Annotated in this window: 13 protein-coding genes; 7 read left to right on the top strand and 6 right to left on the bottom strand. The window is 63.7% G+C overall.

The annotated features are described in order from the left end of the window. Positions 1-4: 4 nt before the first annotated feature. The 4 genes from QW861_RS10555 to QW861_RS10540 all read left to right on the top strand — a co-directional run bounded on the left by QW861_RS10555 (position 5) and on the right by QW861_RS10540 (position 4,227). Positions 5-874 carry an SRPBCC domain-containing protein gene (locus QW861_RS10555; RefSeq protein WP_316193037.1) on the top strand — a complete coding sequence of 290 codons (870 nt, stop codon included), beginning with the start codon at positions 5-7 and terminating at the stop codon, positions 872-874. After that, on the top strand, positions 871-1,890 hold the full coding sequence (locus QW861_RS10550; protein ID WP_316193036.1) for an L-rhamnose/proton symporter RhaT: 1,020 nt from the start codon (positions 871-873) through the stop codon (positions 1,888-1,890). Before QW861_RS10555 ends, QW861_RS10550 begins: the two co-directional genes overlap by 4 nt. Before the next feature lie 20 nt (positions 1,891-1,910). Next, complete coding sequence (locus QW861_RS10545) at positions 1,911-3,206, top strand: pitrilysin family protein (protein ID WP_316193035.1); 1,296 nt, start codon at positions 1,911-1,913, stop codon at positions 3,204-3,206. Positions 3,207-3,342: 136 nt separating this feature from the next. Continuing rightward, positions 3,343-4,227 (top strand): helix-turn-helix domain-containing protein, encoded by an 885-nt coding sequence (locus QW861_RS10540; protein WP_316193034.1) that lies wholly within the window; start codon positions 3,343-3,345, stop codon positions 4,225-4,227. Positions 4,228-4,234: 7 nt separating this feature from the next. Here the strand turns inward: QW861_RS10540 and QW861_RS10535 are convergent, their stop codons facing one another. The 5 genes from QW861_RS10535 to QW861_RS10515 are packed head-to-tail and all read right to left on the bottom strand — an operon-like array spanning position 4,235 to position 14,301. Then, a complete protein-coding gene (locus QW861_RS10535) occupies positions 4,235-4,711 on the bottom strand; it encodes an acyl-CoA thioesterase (protein ID WP_316193033.1) in 477 nt (158 codons plus the stop codon). Next, on the bottom strand, positions 4,708-10,332 hold the full coding sequence (locus QW861_RS10530; RefSeq protein WP_316193032.1) for an SDR family NAD(P)-dependent oxidoreductase: 5,625 nt from the start codon (positions 10,330-10,332) through the stop codon (positions 4,708-4,710). Before QW861_RS10530 ends, QW861_RS10535 begins: the two co-directional genes overlap by 4 nt. A 3-nt stretch (positions 10,333-10,335) precedes the next feature. Beyond that, positions 10,336-11,340, bottom strand: a complete 1,005-nt coding sequence (locus QW861_RS10525; protein ID WP_316193031.1) for a hypothetical protein — start codon at positions 11,338-11,340, stop codon at positions 10,336-10,338. Further along, positions 11,315-13,303 carry a CRTAC1 family protein gene (locus QW861_RS10520; protein WP_316193030.1) on the bottom strand — a complete coding sequence of 663 codons (1,989 nt, stop codon included), beginning with the start codon at positions 13,301-13,303 and terminating at the stop codon, positions 11,315-11,317. Before QW861_RS10520 ends, QW861_RS10525 begins: the two co-directional genes overlap by 26 nt. After that, positions 13,300-14,301 carry a DUF1702 family protein gene (locus tag QW861_RS10515; protein WP_316193029.1) on the bottom strand — a complete coding sequence of 334 codons (1,002 nt, stop codon included), beginning with the start codon at positions 14,299-14,301 and terminating at the stop codon, positions 13,300-13,302. The genes QW861_RS10520 and QW861_RS10515 overlap by 4 nt, the downstream gene beginning before the upstream one ends. 117 nt (positions 14,302-14,418) lie before the next feature. Between QW861_RS10515 and QW861_RS10510 the strand changes: the two genes are divergently transcribed. Beyond that, complete coding sequence (locus tag QW861_RS10510) at positions 14,419-14,610, top strand: hypothetical protein (RefSeq protein WP_316193028.1); 192 nt, start codon at positions 14,419-14,421, stop codon at positions 14,608-14,610. 142 nt (positions 14,611-14,752) lie between these two features. Here QW861_RS10510 and QW861_RS10505 read toward each other — a convergent pair whose 3' ends face one another. Then, complete coding sequence (locus QW861_RS10505) at positions 14,753-15,562, bottom strand: BTAD domain-containing putative transcriptional regulator (RefSeq protein ID WP_316193027.1); 810 nt, start codon at positions 15,560-15,562, stop codon at positions 14,753-14,755. Between the two features lie 239 nt (positions 15,563-15,801). Between QW861_RS10505 and QW861_RS10500 the strand changes: the two genes are divergently transcribed. After that, positions 15,802-15,984 (top strand): hypothetical protein, encoded by a 183-nt coding sequence (locus QW861_RS10500; protein ID WP_316193026.1) that lies wholly within the window; start codon positions 15,802-15,804, stop codon positions 15,982-15,984. Positions 15,985-17,165: 1,181 nt separating this feature from the next. Beyond that, positions 17,166-17,348, top strand: coding sequence for a hypothetical protein (locus tag QW861_RS10495; protein WP_316193025.1), 183 nt, complete (start codon positions 17,166-17,168; stop codon positions 17,346-17,348). The last annotated feature ends 434 nt before the right edge of the window (positions 17,349-17,782 follow it).

Here is a 17,782-nt window from a genome sequence, read left to right as displayed (position 1 = left end):
TAGGATGAGCAAGCCATCAGCCGTCGAGACCCGGGTCATTACGCTTAAGACCGAGATCGCCGCACAGGGCGACGAAGTGTGGCGGGCGCTCACCGACGCCCGGGAGCTGATGCGCTGGTTTCCGCTTGAGGCCGAGGTGCAGCCCGGCGCCGGCGGGTCGATGCGCCTGTCCTGGGGCGATCCGGTCGTTGCAGAGTGGCGGATCACGGACTGGCGCCCGGGCGTGCGGCTGGAGGTCTCGGAAATGAGGCCGCTTGGCATTCTGTTGCAGCCGCGGGATGAGGTCGCACCGACGCGTAAGGTCGAGTTCGAACTCGATGCGTTGGGCGGGACAACCCGACTTCGGCTGCGACATGTCGGCTTCGGCGCCGGCGCCGGCTGGGACGAGGTCTTCCATGCCGTGCGCCGCGGCTGGGAGTTTCAGCTGTGCAGTCTGCGGCACTATCTCGATCGGCATGTCGGTACTGATCGCATGGTGGCGCGGAAGCGACACAGCCTGGCGCTGTCGGCAGAGCAAGCCTGGTCGCGGCTGATTGGAGCGGGCGGGTTGTTCAGGACCCGGGCGACCGAGACAGGAAGTCGCTGTGAACTTCGTATCGGCAGCGACACCTATGGTGCGAAGATCGAGGTTTTCGATCCGCCGCGGCAACTGGCGGTGGTCCTTGCCGGCATGAAGGACGCCATGTTCCGTATCTACATCGTCGAGACCGCGGCCGACAAAGTGGAGCTGAGCAGCTGGCTCGCAAGCTACGGGGTTTCGGGTCCGGACGTCGAAGCGTTCGAGTCGCGTTTGACCGGCATGCTCAATGGTCTGCTTTTCCCGCCTTTGCCATCGCAGGGCGCCGCCGCTGCGGTTCAGGGAAACCGCTCATGACCGACACGACGACGGGAGTGCTACTGTGCATCGCCGCCGGCGTCGTCAGCGGAAGCTTTACTCTGCCGATGAAATTCATGCGTGGGTGGGCCTGGGAGAACACCTGGTTCGTCTGGACCGCTTGCGCGCTCATCGCGCTGCCAATCGCCGCAGCGATGCTGACCCTGCCGAATCTCGGCGAAATCTACGCCGATGCCGGCGCCGGCATCGTGGCCGCCGTCGCGGTGCTGGGATCGGGTTGGGGAGTATCGCAGATGCTGTTCGGACTCGCGGTCAAGCAAGTCGGAATGACCATCGCATTTTCGGTCGTGACTGGCATGTCGGTGGTGCTTGGCAGTGCCGTGCCGCTCATGAGCCTGCCTGCGGGACAAATCCTGTCGCCGCGCGGTCTCGGCACCCTGAGCGGGGTTGCCCTGGTGGTGGCAGCGATGGGGATATGCGCGCTTGCCGGACGACGCCGCGAGGCCGAGCAGTCCGGGACAACCATGCAGCACAAGCCGCGATACCGGTATGGTCTCCTGCTGACTCTCGGCAGCGGACTTGGGGCGGCCGCGATCAATTTCGCAATCGCGTTCGGCGCACCCTTGCTCGAGAGCGCGCAACGCCACGGCTCCGACCCGCTCTGGGCGACCAACGCGATCTGGTTGCCGCTGATGCTGGCAGGGGCCGTTCCCAACCTCGCCTTCTGCGCCTATCTCATGCATCGTAACGACACCGGCGGATGTTTTGCCGGCGCTCGCACCCTACTGAACTGGTTGCGCGCGACAGTGATGGCCGGCTGCTGGTTTGGCAGCATCTCGCTCTACGGCCTTGCCGTCGGTAAGCTCGGAAGCTGGGGCGCCACCCTGGGCTGGCCTCTGTTTACCTCGCTGATCGTCATCACGGCGAGCGGCTGTGGAATCGTCGCCGGCGAATGGGGGCGCGCCGGTTGGGGCTCGATGCGGACCCAGATCTGCGGCATGTCGGTGCTGATCGTAGCCGTCTTTGTGCTGGCGACGGCCATACAGCCGGCATGAGACGCGCTGCGAACAGCCGTTTGCACTGGAGGCTGCCGTCGCGGCGTGTCTGGCTTGGCATCATCGTTTCTTTCGTCGCCTTGCCGTCGATCGCCGCGGCCGATCCAGACCTCGTGCTGGCGAACGGATTGCGGGTGGTGGTGCAGGAAGATCATCGGACGCCCGATGCCGTGTTGCAGGTCTGGTACCGGGTCGGCAGCCTGGACGAGGAGAACGGCAAGACTGGCCTGTCCCATCTCGTCGAGCATCTGATGTTCACGGGGACCGCTGCGCTGCCCGATGATAGCTTTGCCCGCGAGATTGCAGCCGCCGGCGGCAGGGTCAATGCCTTCACCGGATATCATTACACGGCCTATTCCGTGCAACTGCCGGCAACCCGGATCGCGTCGGCGCTGAGCCTGGAAGCCGATCGCATGCGGAATTTGCTGATATCGCCGGCGCAATTTGCGAGGGCCAAGGATGCGGTCCGCGCCGAACGCAAGTGGCGCATCGATGAGAGCATCCAAGCTCTGGCGCGCGAGAAGCTCATGGCGGCCGCGTTTGCGGGCACGCCCTTTGCCCATCCCGTGATCGGATGGCAGTCGGACATCGACCTCATTGCGATCGACGATGCGCGCGCCTGGTACTCACGCTGGTATACGCCGGACGGCGCAGTTCTGGTTGTGACCGGAGATGTGAGTAGTTCCGGGATCGTCGACGAGGCGCGGCGAATTTTCGGCGGCATTCCTGCCGGGAACATGGCGCGCAGTGGCGCGCCCGTCTTCCCGGAGTTTCATACCGACCGGATTTCCATGTCGGGGCAGTCGGCCTATGTTGTCATGGTGTATCCCGTCCCCGGAATCGACAAGGCGACTCCGACGCTTCGGCATACGATGAAAGTCATCGCCAGGCTGCTGGACGAGACCGATCGTGCCGGTGCCGACGGGCGTGCGGTCATGTCCGTCCATGCCTGGTCCGACCTGGATCGGCCCGGCGCCGGCATATTCGTGATCGACGGCACCGCCGAACCACCTGCGGTCGCAGCCGACGTCGAAAAAGAGATCATGCGGCGGGTCGAGATGCTCAAGCGGGAAGCCATTCCGGCGCGCCGCCTCGAACGAATCGAGGCGGAGCTAGTTGCGGATGAACAGCGCTCGCAGTCGCTGTTTGCGCGTGCCAGGCGTATCGGACTGGAGGCAACGGCGGGCCTTCCACTTCGCAAGGCGGACGGAGACACTGCGCGCTCGGCGGAGGAACTGAACGCGGCGATCCGGGAGGCGACAATGCGCTACCTCCTGGAGAACCGCCGTGCCGTCGCCATCTCGGACCGGATGTGATCCGGGTCGTGTTCCGGCTGTCCCTGCAATGCGCGAGAGGATGCCGTAATCGCTGCGAGAGCGGGTGGCTAGAGCGGGCACAGCTCCTTCAGTCATCCTGACTGTTGTGATTCGGTCATCGCTGGTTGAAGTTGTCATGACCCTTGAGAGTTTCGATTGTTCCGAACCGTTCGGATCAGGCTACGTTTTGGCGCGCGCCGGTACCGCGGCTAGATGGCGCGTATCGGTCTACCGCGTGCTTGCCCATATGGAGACGCATCTGGAGAAGAAACAATCGTCGGAAGGGCTGGCCTCCATCGCTGTTCTGAGCCCGTTTCACTTCAATCGCGTCTTTCGGCAACTGACGGGAATTCCGCCCGCCTGCTTCCTAGCCGCGCTGCGACTGGAAAAAGCGAAGAACCTATTGTTGACGACGGACGCCAGTGTGACCGATGTCTGTTTCGATGTCGGCTATTCCAGTCTGGGAACCTTCGTATCGCGCTTTACGCAGATGGTCGGCGTGTCGCCCAATGCGTTGCGTCGCGCCGCCAAAGCGATGAATGGCCGAGATCTCCGTGAATTCGTCGACGTTGTGAAGCAGCCGCGGACGTTGGACGTGCCGCAATTGCACGGCGATATCGTCATTCCCTTCCAATTCGAGGGAGTGGTTGCGCTCGGGCTTTATGAAGACCTTTTACCGCACGCTCGGCCGAAGCAATGCGCGACGCTGCAAGACTCCGGCGCGTTCGCGTTCGGGGGCTTGCCATGCGGTACCTATACCGTCGCGGCGGCGGCGTTGCCGTATCAGATCGGTCCGGCCTCTTTCCTGAGTCGCGGCCTGACGTTACGCAGCGCATCGGCGCCGACCAGGGTCGATTTGAATGGCAGTACCCGGGTCGCCTCGCTGCCTTTGCGCCCCATCATGGCCTTCGATCCGCCTATCTTGGCGCCGCTCCCTCTGATGCTGATGTCGCGGCGAGCCTCCCGCGCCTCGCGGGATTTCGAGCAGGCCATTGGCGCCGAGGCGCATCAGCGCGGATAGGGCGCGGTTATCCGCCGGCAAAAGGTTTCAACGCCTGCAAAAGCGGAGCAGGCGGCTCGATCGGAACCAGTCCGGTTGCCGTCGCGCGCATGCAGGCGATTTCCTGAAAGCCGCGTGCGGCCCGAATCGCGCTGCCCGACGATAGCTTGACGATGTCGAAGTCGAGGCCGATGCGGTGTTGCCTGAGATACGACAGCCGCATTTCGACACTGATATCATCCAGCGCGTTGAGTTCCTCGAAATATTCGGACGACACGCGCAGCGTAACGAGGCGGAGGTCACGCGCGATCTGATCGAGCAGCGTCGGCACATGCTGTTTGAGGAACATTTCCCGGCAGCGGCCCTGCCATGAAACGTGCCGGGTGAAGTAGACGTTGCCGACGACGTTGGTTTCCTCGAAGCAGACGACGTGCCGATAAATGAACGGAGGCGCGCGGCGCATGCTGTCGTCGGCCAAATGCGATGGCGTGATAGATTGGTTCATGGGGCGGCCTCGCTTGCTGCCAGGGGAGCCAGGAAACGGACCGCGGGCGCCGTGTCGGCATAGCGCCCGATCGCCGCGACACCAGCGCCACCCGGCAAGGGCAACTCGGCGACCACGATCAGCGTATCTTCGATCCGGTGCGCCGTCCCGAGGGCCGCTGGCGCAAACGCCGCGACGGGCGGTCTGCGGCCGAGCTTGCGGCAGGTCTCCAGCATGACATGGCTGCGAAGTTGCTGGCTGTCGACGGCCCCGCCGGACAGCTCGATGTCACAACCCACCGGCGCGTCGGCCGCAACTGCAAGCGTCACGCCGTCCCGGTGCGCAAACGACACGAAGCCCTTGCCGTCGGCGACGATGGGCTTGCCGTCGGTGCGCCGGGTAATTCTCCCGGCAAGCGCCAATTGCCGCATCGCCACCAGTCGCCGGGCCTCGCGCGACGCATGCGGGTCAAGGACGACGGCGACGCGGATGCCGAACTCGCCCAGGGTCTCGCGCGCCAGACGCTCGAGATAGGGGGCGGCGAGCGCCGGACTTGCCGCAAGTATCTCGGCGATCGGCGTCGTGTCGACCGCGCGGAACGTTGCTTCGCTCCAGCGCTGGACCGGACGGGCTTCGGCGTCCCGAACAACCAGATCGAACACGTACAGCCTGCCGGAACTCCATCGTTCAACGGCGCTGACCGTATGCGGCTGGCCCGCCGATCTGTCGATATCGATGCGCCCGACGCTGACCGGGATCACGCGCCGGTGCGGGATAGTCGCCTGCAAAGCATGCAGGATGGCGTCGGTCGCCCCGGGATCCCACAGCAAAAGCCTGTCCGGTTCGTAAGACGAGAACCAGCGGGTCGCCGAGGCGACAGACAGGCGTGCGCCCAGCTGTCGCGACGTTGCCGTTTCGATGCTGTCGAGCCGCCGAAAGCGAGAGCCGTTGAAGAATAGGGGACCATAGAGCGGCTTTGCGTCGAGGCCGCCATGTGACGGCGTGCTGGTGGACAGGCGATCGAGGCCGTTGGCGTCGGGCGCGAACGTCGCTTGCATGCAAAGGACGTCGGCATCCCGCTCGCAGGCGAACAACTTGACCTCGGTTGTTCCCGGGGCGGTCTGCAGCGCGGCGAGGCGCAACCTGGTCGCGCATTTTTCGTCCACCGTCACGGCCCGTTCGAAGGAAACGTTGCGGATCGATCCGTGTGGATGCGCCGGCGTTAGCGCGGCTGCGACCTGGGCCATTGCCTCGAGGCCGAGGACGGCCGGAAGCACGGCGGCGCCGCCAACGATGTGGTCCGCAAGGTAAAGATCGCGGCCGTGATCGAGCCTGGTCTCGATCACGAGTTCAACCCCGGGGAAGTAGATTTTCGGCTCGTCGACAAAGCGCAGCATTGGAAGCGGCTGACTGCCCAGCGACAGGTGCGGCGGCGCACCGAAGCGGCTGGTGACCGCGATGATGCCGCTCGACCCCCGATCGATCAGGTCGCCGAAGGTTTCGAGCGCCGCGTCGACGGCGATTGCGTCCACGCCGAGCGCGCCGAGCCGCTCGATCGTGCCAAGGCGCTCGCCCATTCCGATCCCGCCCCAGACGGTCCACTCGATCGCCAGCGCTGTGCGCGACGGAGCGCCTTCCGCCCAGGCCAGCGTTGCGGCGCTCTGCAAGGCGTTAGCCAGCGCGTAGTGGGTCTCGCCCGCGAGGCCGATCCTGCCGATGATCGAACCGAAGGTGATCAGGCGGCGAAGGCCCCCATCCAGCGCATTCAGCGCGTTTTTCAGGCCGATAGTCTTCAGCGCGATGGTGCGTTGTACGGTCTCCGCATCGAGATCGACCAGGCGCGCGGGCTGGTTCACGGCCGGAGCATAGAGCAGGGCGGTCGGCTGGCCGTGTTCGGCGATAGCGCCGGCGAGCGCGCGGGTGAGGCCGTTTCCTTCGAGCACATCGGCAACGACATAACTGCAGCGCAGCGCCCGGGCCCGGGCGGTCGCAAGGGTCGTGGCAACGGCGGGATCGTCGGGTTGGCTGCGGCCGACCAAGATGACTGCCGCGCCGCGGCCCGCGAGCGCAAGCGCGCATTCTGCCGTGATGCCTTTGCCGCCGCCGATGGCCACGACGACGTCCTTCGCGGTGAGCGGGCCGGACGCGGCGCGCGGCGGGTCGAAAGGGAGGAAAACCGGATGTTCAATGCCATCACCAGCCGCAATCCGGACTTCATCATAGCCCTCGAAATCGCACGACAGCAGCTCCGCGAGCCGCGGATCGTCGCGAGACGCATCGGCGCGATCGATGACGCGAACGGATCGAAAATATCCCTCGCTTTCGACCGATCGGCCGAAGGCCGAGATTGGTGCGCTGCCGTGGCAGAGCGCCAGATGTTTGAAACCTGCCTTTGCCGCCTCGGATACCTGAGCCACGAGGATTGCGGCTTCCGCCGGCGTCATCGGTTCGTCGATCCAGATCAGCAGGCCGTCTTCTTCACGGCTGCGCATGGCCGCGGGCTTTCGGCCGAGATGCGTCGCCAGCCAACGGGGCGCGGCCGATCGGCCCGGCTTGCTGTCGCCGCGCTGCCAGGCCATGGCGTAGCAGCGGGTCCAGGGGCGCACACCAGCAATCCGCTGCTTGGGTGCCGGGCCTGCGCGTGCCATCGTCTGCAACTCGGCGAGCGCGTCGGCGAGGATTCGCGGGGTGGCATTGGTGAATTCGGTCGGCGCCGCAGGCGCGCGCACCTGCATCAGTCTGCTTGCCGCAATCACGATCCGCGTCACGGCAAGGGAGTTAAGATGAAGCTTGTCGAGCAGGCGGTCATCGCGTCCGACGCGCGCCGGGTCCAGGCCGGTTTCGCGCGCGATCGCGGACAGGACCGCGGCCAACGCGGTGGCTGGCGCCTCATCGGGAATGTCGGATCTGGGATCGATCGATGGAGCAGCCACAAGCGGTTGAGGTACGCTGGCGACTTCGTGCGAGCCGCAAGGATTTTGCAGGAAACTCGGCGCCTGGGCGACTTCGAAGGGCCGAACCGTCCGGTCCTCAAATAACAGCTGCGGACGCAGCTTGGCGCCGGCGGCAAACAGCCCGCCGACAACGCGCAGCAGCGGTACCAGCGACGGGCCGCAGGCATCTACCGACATGGCGGACAGGCCATTGTTGCGCGCCAGCCGCGTCAGGCCTTCGCCCGGCCCAACCTCGACAAGATAATCCGAACGCGATGCCAGCGCGTCGAGCGCGGCATCGAACAGCACAGGCTGGACCAGCTGGTCGACCAGCAGATGGCGGAGATTCGAGGATTGCGTGAGCGGCGCGCCGGTGACGGTCGATATCACCTGACCCACTGCGCAGCGACGGAATTCCAGCGTTTGCAGCGCTGCTTCCAGTTCCTTCGCGGCAGGGGCCATCGCCGGACTGTGAAAGGCGTGGGAGACGACGAGCCGTGACGCCTCGATTCCGAGGCTCGTGCAGCGCGATGCGGCGGCATCGATGGCGGCGGCGTGTCCTGACAGCACCGTTTCGGCGCGGCCGTTTCGGCAGGCGACGGAGGTTCCGGTCTGTTCGGCGAGGTGAAGCGCCTCGCGCCAGGGCAGCACCACGCGCAACATCGCGCCGCCGGCAGCGCCGGTTCGCGCCATGATCGCGCCGCGCCGCGATGCGAGTTCCTGTGCGGCATCGATGTCGAGTGCATCCGCCCATGCCAGCGCGGTGATTTCGCCGAGGCTGTGGCCGGCAGCGGCTGTGGCCGCAACTCCGAGCCTTTGCAGGATGCGAAGCGCGGCCAGCGACGCGCCGACGATTGCGGGCTGGGCGATGTCGGTGTCGAACGCCCGCCGTCCGTCAGGGAACGGCAACCGGTCCGTCATCTCGGAAATCTCGTCGAAACGATGCCGCCAGATGCCACCGTTGGGCCGGCAGGGCGCGCCCTGGCCGGGGAACAGGAAACCCACCCGCGGAGCCTGCAAGGGACGGCCCACGAACACGTCGCCATCCACGTCCGACAGCGGCTCGCCGTTTTCCACTGCTGCAATTGCGCGGGCCAACCCATCGGCGAGCGCGAGCCCGTCGGACGCAATGACGGCAACCCGGATCGACGCCTGCTCCGCCACCTCGGATGCGCGGGCCGCGGCATCGATCAATTCCGCCATCGACAAGCTGGAAGTGCGGCGCTGCAGATCGCTCATCGAGGCGACGAGATCGTGCGAAGCAGCCGCGGAAAACACGAATAGCTCGGCGTCCTGGCACAACGGCCGCGGCGCCGGGGCCGCCGTGCGCCGTGCGCCGCCCATGCGCTCGATCACGATATGTGAATTGATCCCGCCAAAGCCAAAGCTGGAAATGCCCGCGATGGCGGTCTCGCCCATCTCATCGCAAGTCAGGCTCGGACGAATGCGATGATCGACTTCCGCGAAGACGGGATGCGGCGTTTCGCAGCTAACATGCGGAGGTACCAGGCCGCGCCGCAACGCCTCGACGGACTTGATCAGGCCCGCGAAGCCGGCAGCAGCCTTGGTATGTCCGATATTGGCCTTGATCGAGCCGATCGGGAGCGGCGCGCGTGCGCCAGCGCGCAAGGCGGAGAGCGCTCGGACCTCGATCGGATCGCCCACGGCCGTGCCGGTGCCATGGGCCTCGACATAGGCGATGTCGGCGGGATCGATCCCCGCCATGTCGCAGGCGCGCTGTGCGGCGGCGAGCTGGCCTTCGAGCGACGGACGGGTCAGTCCGCCGGCGCCATCGCTAGATATGCCCCAACCGCGCAGTCGGGCGAGCGGGGCAAGTCCGCGCCGCATGGCGGTCTGTTCCCGCATCAGCACGGCGCATGCGCCGCCCTCGCCGGGCCAGAAGCCGGCGGCCCTCGCGTCGAACACGCGCATGGCCTCACCGGCCAAGGCGCCGTTGCGCGAGAACCCGACGAGTTCGAACGGATCGAGGCTCAGATCGACAGCAGCGACGATGACGGCATCGACCTGTTCGCGGGCGATCAGGTTGGCAGCATCGGCCAGCGCCACGAGCGAGGATGCACAAGCTCCATCCAGGGAGTATGCGCCGCCGCGGAAGTCGAAATAATTGGCGATCCGGCCGGCGATGGTGTTGGCGAGAGCGCCGGCGAGGGAGTCCTCGTTGGGTTCGGGGAAGCGCTGGCGGAGTTCGGCGTCGAAGCCGGAGCGAAGCCGCTCCCTGACTTCCTGAGTCAATCCTTCGCGGGTTGCGACCTGGGCAAGAACCTGATCAAGGAACGGCAAGCGTAGGCGGAGTAAGGCGGCCCGGCTGAACTCTCCGGTCAAGGTGTTGGCCACGACGACCGCAGTGCGGCTTCGATCGAGCGTTTCGACGCCGCCGATCGTTTCGATGGCCTCGGCGGCAAGTTCGAGCGCGAGCCAATGCGCGAGGTCGGTATTTTCTGCGGTCGCCCTTGAGATCATGAAGCGCGACCGATCGAAATTCCAGTTCGTGAGCAAGCCGGCGCGAATCGGCGTGATGGAATCGGCTGTGCCGACGATGTCCGCGGCATATCTGGTGATGTCGAGGCGTTCTCGCGGAATTGGTCGGAACGATCGGCGGCCTGCGATCACATTCTCGATCAGCTCGTCCGGCGTGGCTGCGTCGGGAAAGCGGCATGAAAGTGCAAGGATCGTCGGGAAATCTTGCATGTATCATTGCTTCTTAAGAGTGAGGTTCAGGAGTTCTGCGGTGGCGATGGCGGTCGCGTCCGGACGCGTTCGCAGATTTGCGAGCGCAAGCATGAGCCCGCGCCCAGCCGTGACCGCCGTGAGCGCGTAGAACATCCCGAACACGATATGCAGCTCCATCAGCACGGCATAGCCAGCGGCGATGGCGGCTCCAAAACAGACCTGGCCGAGGATCGTCGACGGCGACGTTGCCGGATCGGTGATCATGTAGAAGGTGAACAGGATGAAGGCGAAGCCGGTCATCGGCAGCAGCGCGGCAACGACCGGCGTCCCGTTGATGATGGAGCGCAAAACGGCCTGCAGCGCGAACGCCGAGACCCAGGTCAGGATCAGCGCAATCCGCCCGGTTGCCTTGATGTTGAGATAACTGCCGGTGCAGACGATGATCAGCGGCAGGATCCAGTCGACCAGTCCCGAGGTGTTTTCGGTGAACTGGTAAGGCGGTGCGATGCCGACCCTGGGAAACAGCAAAAGCGTGACGGTGATGCCGAAATTCGAAGGATTGAGCACATGGCGAGTGATTCGGCGGGTGCCATCGCCGACATCGACCCGGACGACGTATTTCGAGGCCATCGCGATCGCCGCCGCAAAGCCGACGGCGGCGACGTTCTCTGCGGCATAGAGCAGCATCCCAACGGCGAGGCCCGTGATGTGCGCCGGAAGAAGAAATTTGACGAGATCGACCAACGATCCCGCGTAACGCGGCGGCCGGTGGTTAGCCCACGCCTCCAGGCTCTCGCCAATCAGTTCGGTGCCATAGGCGGCGGCCAACGCCACGAACGGAGTGAGCCAGGACTGTTCGAAGCCGAGGAAGAGATGGCCGGCGATGTTCAGGATCGTGATCGCCAGCGCAAACCGCGACAGACCGCCCAATCGCGTCTGCGAATACCACCGGTCGGCGCCCAGGGCCCTGGTTTGCGCCCGGGCAGGCTTGAGAGCGAGATCACGATTGAGAATGATCGATGACACGGCACATACCTTTCAATATGGCCGTCTCGCGCGGCGGCCGGCACTCGGTCTCACCCAGCACGACGGTATGTCGTCCCGGTGTAACCTCCACGACTTGGCTGTGAACACCGTTTCCGTCACGCCAAGTGACAGTGACCTTGAAGAGTTCGTTGTCGGGCGCGTGTCCGAGACCGAGGTGAATTTCCTGGGCCCGCTTTCCGCTGTGACCTGAACCGCCATCCACAACCGCGGTCGCCTTTCGCCCGTCTGCAAGCCGCAGCGTTGCCTCCGCCCCCACCGCCGCGCGCGTTCCCGCCACGGCGCCGGGCACTCTCAGGTCCAGAACGATGGCCCGTCCGGCATCCGCGGAAATGTTGCGCAGGAAAAGCGACTGGCTCCACTGCCGCGCGATCACCAACGCCAGACGCCCGTCGCCGAACACGTCGGCCATGGCAATGCCGCGGGAGACGGTTTCCTGATCCAGTCCGAGCTGCGGCCACACGTCGTGGAAATGCCCGGAGGCGTCTTGCAGGAATATACGGTCATGGTCGTGCCCCGACAGATCGTCGCCGACGGTGAAGCGCGGCCAGAGGCGCGCCTGCGACACAAGTTCGTCGTTGCTCAGCGCAAGCTCCTGCAGCTCCGGCCAGCGATTGCGACCACCCTTGATGAAGCCGATCGCCTGGACCAGCGCCGGGTGGCCGCTATTGAGCAGATCGGCAAACTTGATGTCCCAGGCCCAGTTGCTGGTCCAGGTCCCGCGTTTGAAGCCTTCGTCGCGATAGGGTGCCTCGTTGCGCCCCCATGCTGCGGACTGGCCGTTGTAGACGAAAAGGAAGTGGCTTTCCAACAGCGCGTATTCGGACGAAATGTTGCTGACGGCGATCGCCGGATGTTCATCGCCGGTGATATCGCCGAAGTCGACGCCCATTCCCTTGAATGAGTCCTGACCGATCACTTTGGATCGCGGAGTTGTCAGATCGCGGTGTCCTTCCGCAAGTTCGAACCGCGGGTGGCCGCGCGTGGAGCGATTGACGAGAAGCCGGTCAGGTCCGAAATCATTGGCAATGTAGATCTCGGGCAGATGGAGGAACGGCGCCAGCGCCTCGCCGCCGTTCCGGACGAAATCGTTGTCGAGGTCGCGCGCGGCGAGCGCAAGGGTCCAACCGTTCGCCATGTCCGGGGTGAACGCATCGCTTGCATCGCGATAGGCCACCGTGTGTGCGGCCGCGTTCTGCCACAGCAAAAGTCGATTGCGCCCGCCATTGCCGGCCCGCGACATCGAATGCTGCATCTGGAATTCCGTCGTCGAGCCGTCGTCGAGAACTCGTTCGCCGTCGCGGAAGTAGTTGCCGAACATCAGGTCAGGATGTCCGTCGCCGTCGATATCGGCGAACATCGCGGCGTTGGTATTCCATACCTCGCGTTCCGGCGTGATCTCGATCGGCGTGAAGGCCGCCGCCGACAGCAGGGCCGTGTCGTTGCGCAGGAAGATCACAGGTGTGCGGCCCCAATAGTAGACGAGCAGGTCCATGCGGCCGTCCTCGTTGAAGTCGGCAGGCAGGCAACCCATCGGGGCGATCGTGCGTGGATCATAGCCCTTCGCGGGTGTGGTAAGCGCAAAGCGGGCGTAGCGTTCGCCTGTGTCGGGCGCGGGCATGACTGACACGCTGTCGTTGCGGGGATCGACTAGGCAAATGTCGGCCGGTAGTCCGGTGCCTTCTATATCGGCGAGCGCAACGCCGGCGCCGACCGACGATATCCAGGCGTCGATGCGCTGGAGGGCAGGGTGCACCTTGCGAACATTCTTCGACGGTAGGCCGTTGTCGCCCGGGTCGAGATAGGTTGCTGAGAATCGAAGGGACGCACCCAGGGCGCTTCGTTCTTCCGCGGAAATGTTGCGTGGCGCCGCGAAGCCGTACAAGACGGCGGCTATCGCGCAAGTGGCGATCTTGGCGAGATGGCGGCGTATGGCATCGCTCATGACACTGGCCCCTCGTTCGACGACAATGCCGCGACCGACCTCCGCCACATCTCATATCGCGGTTGGTCGTCATCCGCCGCGGGCAGGCGCTCGCGGGCTTGGTGGACCAGCCGGGCAAGCTCGTCGGCTCCCGTCCCCCAGACGATCCGTGCTGCCAGATCCGTATGAGTTGGAACGTGGCCGGCGAGACTTCGGGCCGCGCAGGCAAAGGCCGTACCTTGCGCGTAGTGCTCCCGCCGCGGGCCGGCAGCCGCCGCGGCAGCCGCGATCTTGTTGGCGCAGACTGGCCCGGCATAGGCCATGGCCAAGCCGAGGCCTGCCCAAAGATCCGATTGCCGTGTCGATGGCAGCGAAGAAATCGTGCGAGCGGCCGCGGCGACGTCGCCACCCATGGCAAACCAGATCGCCCGTCCCACTCCTTGATCATAGGCGCGGCAAGAATAGCCCGATCGCACGCGCCGCCAGCCGGCCAGTGCGCGACGATGATGGAAATAAGTGTCGTGAAAACCGAGACCGTCGAAGGCAAGCCAGCTGTGGATCGGATCGAGCTGGGAGAGAAGTGGCTTTCTGCGCCATGGCACGCGCGCCAGCGCCCAGCCGACGCCGACATGCGTCAAATATGTAAAGCGGCCCGCAAAAGCCTCCAGGCAGGCTGCCAGCAATTGCCGCTTCAATAGCAGGGCATCGGCCACCGCGGCGCCCATCGCCGCGCCCTCCGCCGCGAATCCCTGATCGGATGCCGGGACGCTCTCGACATGGTCGAGAACGTTGTGGACGTCGCAAGCCGACACGGCGGCATTGAAGCCGCCGATGAACGTGCGGCCAATCGCCTCCAGAGCGAGTTGGGTGCCGGGATCGCTCACGACAAAACCGCGGCGCCAAAATGCCGCTTCTTCCGGCTTCAAGCGGAGCAAGTTGCCGACCAGCGGCGATATGCGGTGCGTCCACGACGGTAATCGTTCGATGATATCGGGCGCAAGCGTCATCGCGGCCTCCACCAAAACATGAGGTTGCGCCAATGGAAACGAGTGGAGACGTGAAATCGCTCGTGGGACGGAGGCGGATTCTCGCGCGGTGCGTTTGTGCCAAGAGGCGATTTTTGCAGGTGCGCTCTGATGAATTCGAAGGCGGCTTCCGGATTCGACATCGCGACGGCCGTTTCTTCAGAGCCCTGCTGCTCATGCCAGATCATACCGCGCCAGACCGGCGATCCATTGCGGCTGGATTCGCGCCAGAAGCGCAACCAGAAGGACTGGATGATATCGGTCGGTGGAGGAGGCATTCGCTGCACCACTCGCTTGGAGTGACAGCCTAGCCTCCGCCAGCATCGTCAAACTCGTCGTCCTGTTCCGGGTCGATAACCGGCCGGCAGCCCGAGCCTCACGGTCAACTCACGAAATCCTCTCAGCTTGTGCCTATCGCCGGCCGCGACGGATCGAAAAGCGTGGATCAGGTTCGGCGGACGTGGAATTCGGAAAATATATGATCGTCGAGGTGGTTGAAGATCTCGCCCGTGACTACCTCGCCGTAGAGACGCTGGGTTTCGGGCATCGGGTCGATGTCCAGATCCGTCCGCAGCAAGTCCAGAAGATGCTCATAGGCCCGGATCGCCTCGCCGCGCTGGCCGTTGAGCGTCAGAAGGAGCATCATCTCTCGTTGGATGCCTTCGCGCAGCGGGTCGGTCGCAAGAATCCGCCGGCCAAAAGTCAAGGCCTGTTCGTAGTCGCGCTGGGCGACGGCTACGCGCATCAATTCCACCGAGCTTCGCACGAACAGGCAATGCAGCCGCTCGCGTTCCTGCAACACCCAATCGTCGTCATGATCCTCCAGAAATGGACCGCTGTAGACGTCAACGGCGGCGCAGAGCTCCCCGGTCTCGCTGGCCGTCAATGGACTTCTGGCGTTTCGGCTAAGGAATAGGCGTGAAGCCGTCGCGAACTTATACGTATCGGCCTGAAAGTCGCCGGAGGGTTCGAGTATCAGGTCGTCGCCAACCGTGACCAGATGACGTGCCGCGCCCGTGTGGCCGTAATCCAAGATCTTGCGAATACGCCAGATCGCGGTGTTCAAGGCCGATCTTGCCTTTGCCGGGTCGATGTCGCGCCAGAACAAATCGGCGAGGCGCTCGCGACGCTGAACGCGGCCAGGAAATGCAAAGAGGTAACATGCAAGAAGGCGCCCGGCGGGACCGAAGTCGGACTTTACTACCGCGCCATCGACAGAGAATGAAGCTGCACCGAAAAGGGTAACGTTGAGCATGGCAGACCTCACTCAACCATGTGTCGAAGCGTTGCAACCTGAAATTTTTCTTCAAAATAAAACTCTCTGAGGTTAGCCATGAAACATGGCGGTGTCAACGACAGCAGGATTTCGCGGCGACCCAAATTCAATACCAACATCGTTTGAAAGAATTCTATCGTGCTCGCTCATCAATATCGTCGTGATCCGCGAACCAAAGTAAGAACTTGCACTTTGCGTGGTCGCAGCCAAGAAGGCGAATGGTCGCCTTCGATCTTTACAATGCCGGCGACAACTTCTTTGCCCAATACAAAGACACCGCCGGCACCGTCGCTTGTGCAGCCACTGGGAAGCCAATTTCGCTCGAACAAGGCCACATGGACCATCGTCCGCCAATGATCTTTGAGTCATCGTCACGACGTTCCTGGTGGGCCGCGGGCTGACCGTGAACGCCGTGCCCATCACGACAGGACAAAATGAGCAGGTGGCACCGGACATCGCTTCGGCGAAAGAGTCGTCCCACCGAAGAAACGCCAGGTTCTCAACCAGATGTAACAGTGCTCTGGACGGCAGCCCGTTCAGAAGCATCTCATGCGCCTCCAACGGGTTTTGGGGGAGCCTTTCGAAAAGTAGACGGAGCGCCAAGCAGACTGGCGACTGTAGCCAGCCGCGTCTTCTCAATCGGTTGTGGCCGGTCGGTCTCTCGGTTACGCATTTGAAGTCGTCCAGTCATGTGTCGCTCCATCTATGGACAGTTGGCGCAAACGTTCAAGACAGGCGGATCGGTGTTCCGGCCGGTGGCCGCGGCGGAATACTCCGGCAGGACGCATCTCAAAGGCCTCGAAGCGGGTCGAGCCACCTCATGCCGCGGCGGACCGGTGGGCGGCCGAAGTCATGGCGATGCGGGCGAGGGAACTGGAGGATGGGTGCCGCAAAGCGGGACGGCCCCGCTCCGCCATCCTGGCTTTTCGCAAGGCCTGGCGATGGCTCTGCCGATGGGTTCGCGGAGTGCGATAGTCTTGCTGGCACCTGTTTACGGCGCGGCGTCTGGTCGCCCAATTCAGCGGTTGAACGGTCGACGCTTAGCCGTTGGCACTCAACGAGATTTTGGTTCGCTGAACCCCGAAACTCCCCGAGCCTTGGCTTAGATATCCGATAGCGGCAGCAATGAATGATGGATCATTGCTCTTGAGCGCAGCTTCTAGGTGGGCGGTTTAGAACCTTTCACGCCAAATATTCAGGCGTCAGAACCGCGCTTCTGGGCAGCGAAATTCCAGTTTGCTTCCCATCACGCGCGACCGGCCTTGCATGCTGCTAACCGATCGACGCGGAGCGACGCCCGGACGAAGAAGGCGCGCCGTTTCGGGCCAGATAGGCTGTTGGAATGGGCATCCGAAAATCCTGGGATCGGCTTGGGTGTTGCCAGCCCAGATCTTATTACCCAGGGCAGATCACTCATCGAGAAAATTTCTTTGAGCACCATGCCTTAAGCGCCCAAAGTTCAACCGCTGATCGGCCTGACAGACGCGAAACGATACCGCCGTCATCCTGCTTTGCAGCGGCGACAAGCTGACCCAGAACACGGACATCGGGACCGCCAAGCGGATGGCGAAGGAGGTTTGATATGCCGCTTAAGACAACCAAGTTCGACGTTCAGGACTACCTGAAGACACCGGATCAGCAGATCGCCTATCTAGAAGCAGCGCTTGAGAGCAATGACCCTTCGTTCATCGCTGCCGCTATCGGCGATCTAGCTAAAGCCCGTAGCGACGCTGACAGGGTGGGCCCCAGGAAGGGCCGCCCGTAGAGTTTCATCACGACGAGGAGGAAGGCACGCCGTTCCGCGCCGGATAGCTGTGGGAAGGGACATCCGACGCTTGTGTATTGCTGGCTGTGCCTGTGTTTGTAGCTAGTGAAACAAGAACAAAATCGCTCAGAAAGCAATTTCTTAGGCGCTGAAAGTTCAGTCGTTAGATTGACGCGTCCAACGAACGATCAGACTCTGATCGAGCGCGAATGACTCAGATCGAACGCGAAACGACAGTCTTCGCAACGGTTGAGCCCGGTTAGATTCGTATAAGGTACCTTATGCGAACCAAGCGACGCTGGAGATGGCGACTCTTTCGGGGTCATCAAGCGACCCCGTAGATTTCAACCGTAGTTTTTGGACCGCCCTGAGCGAAGACGCTCGGTTTGTGTGGCATTCAGATCAGATTGGGAAGATGGAGTATCCGCTGCCTT

It is taken from the genome of Bradyrhizobium sp. SZCCHNRI1029, assembly GCF_032487555.1.
Lineage (GTDB): Bacteria > Pseudomonadota > Alphaproteobacteria > Rhizobiales > Xanthobacteraceae > Bradyrhizobium.
This window is presented reverse-complemented; position numbering and strand designations above follow the sequence as displayed.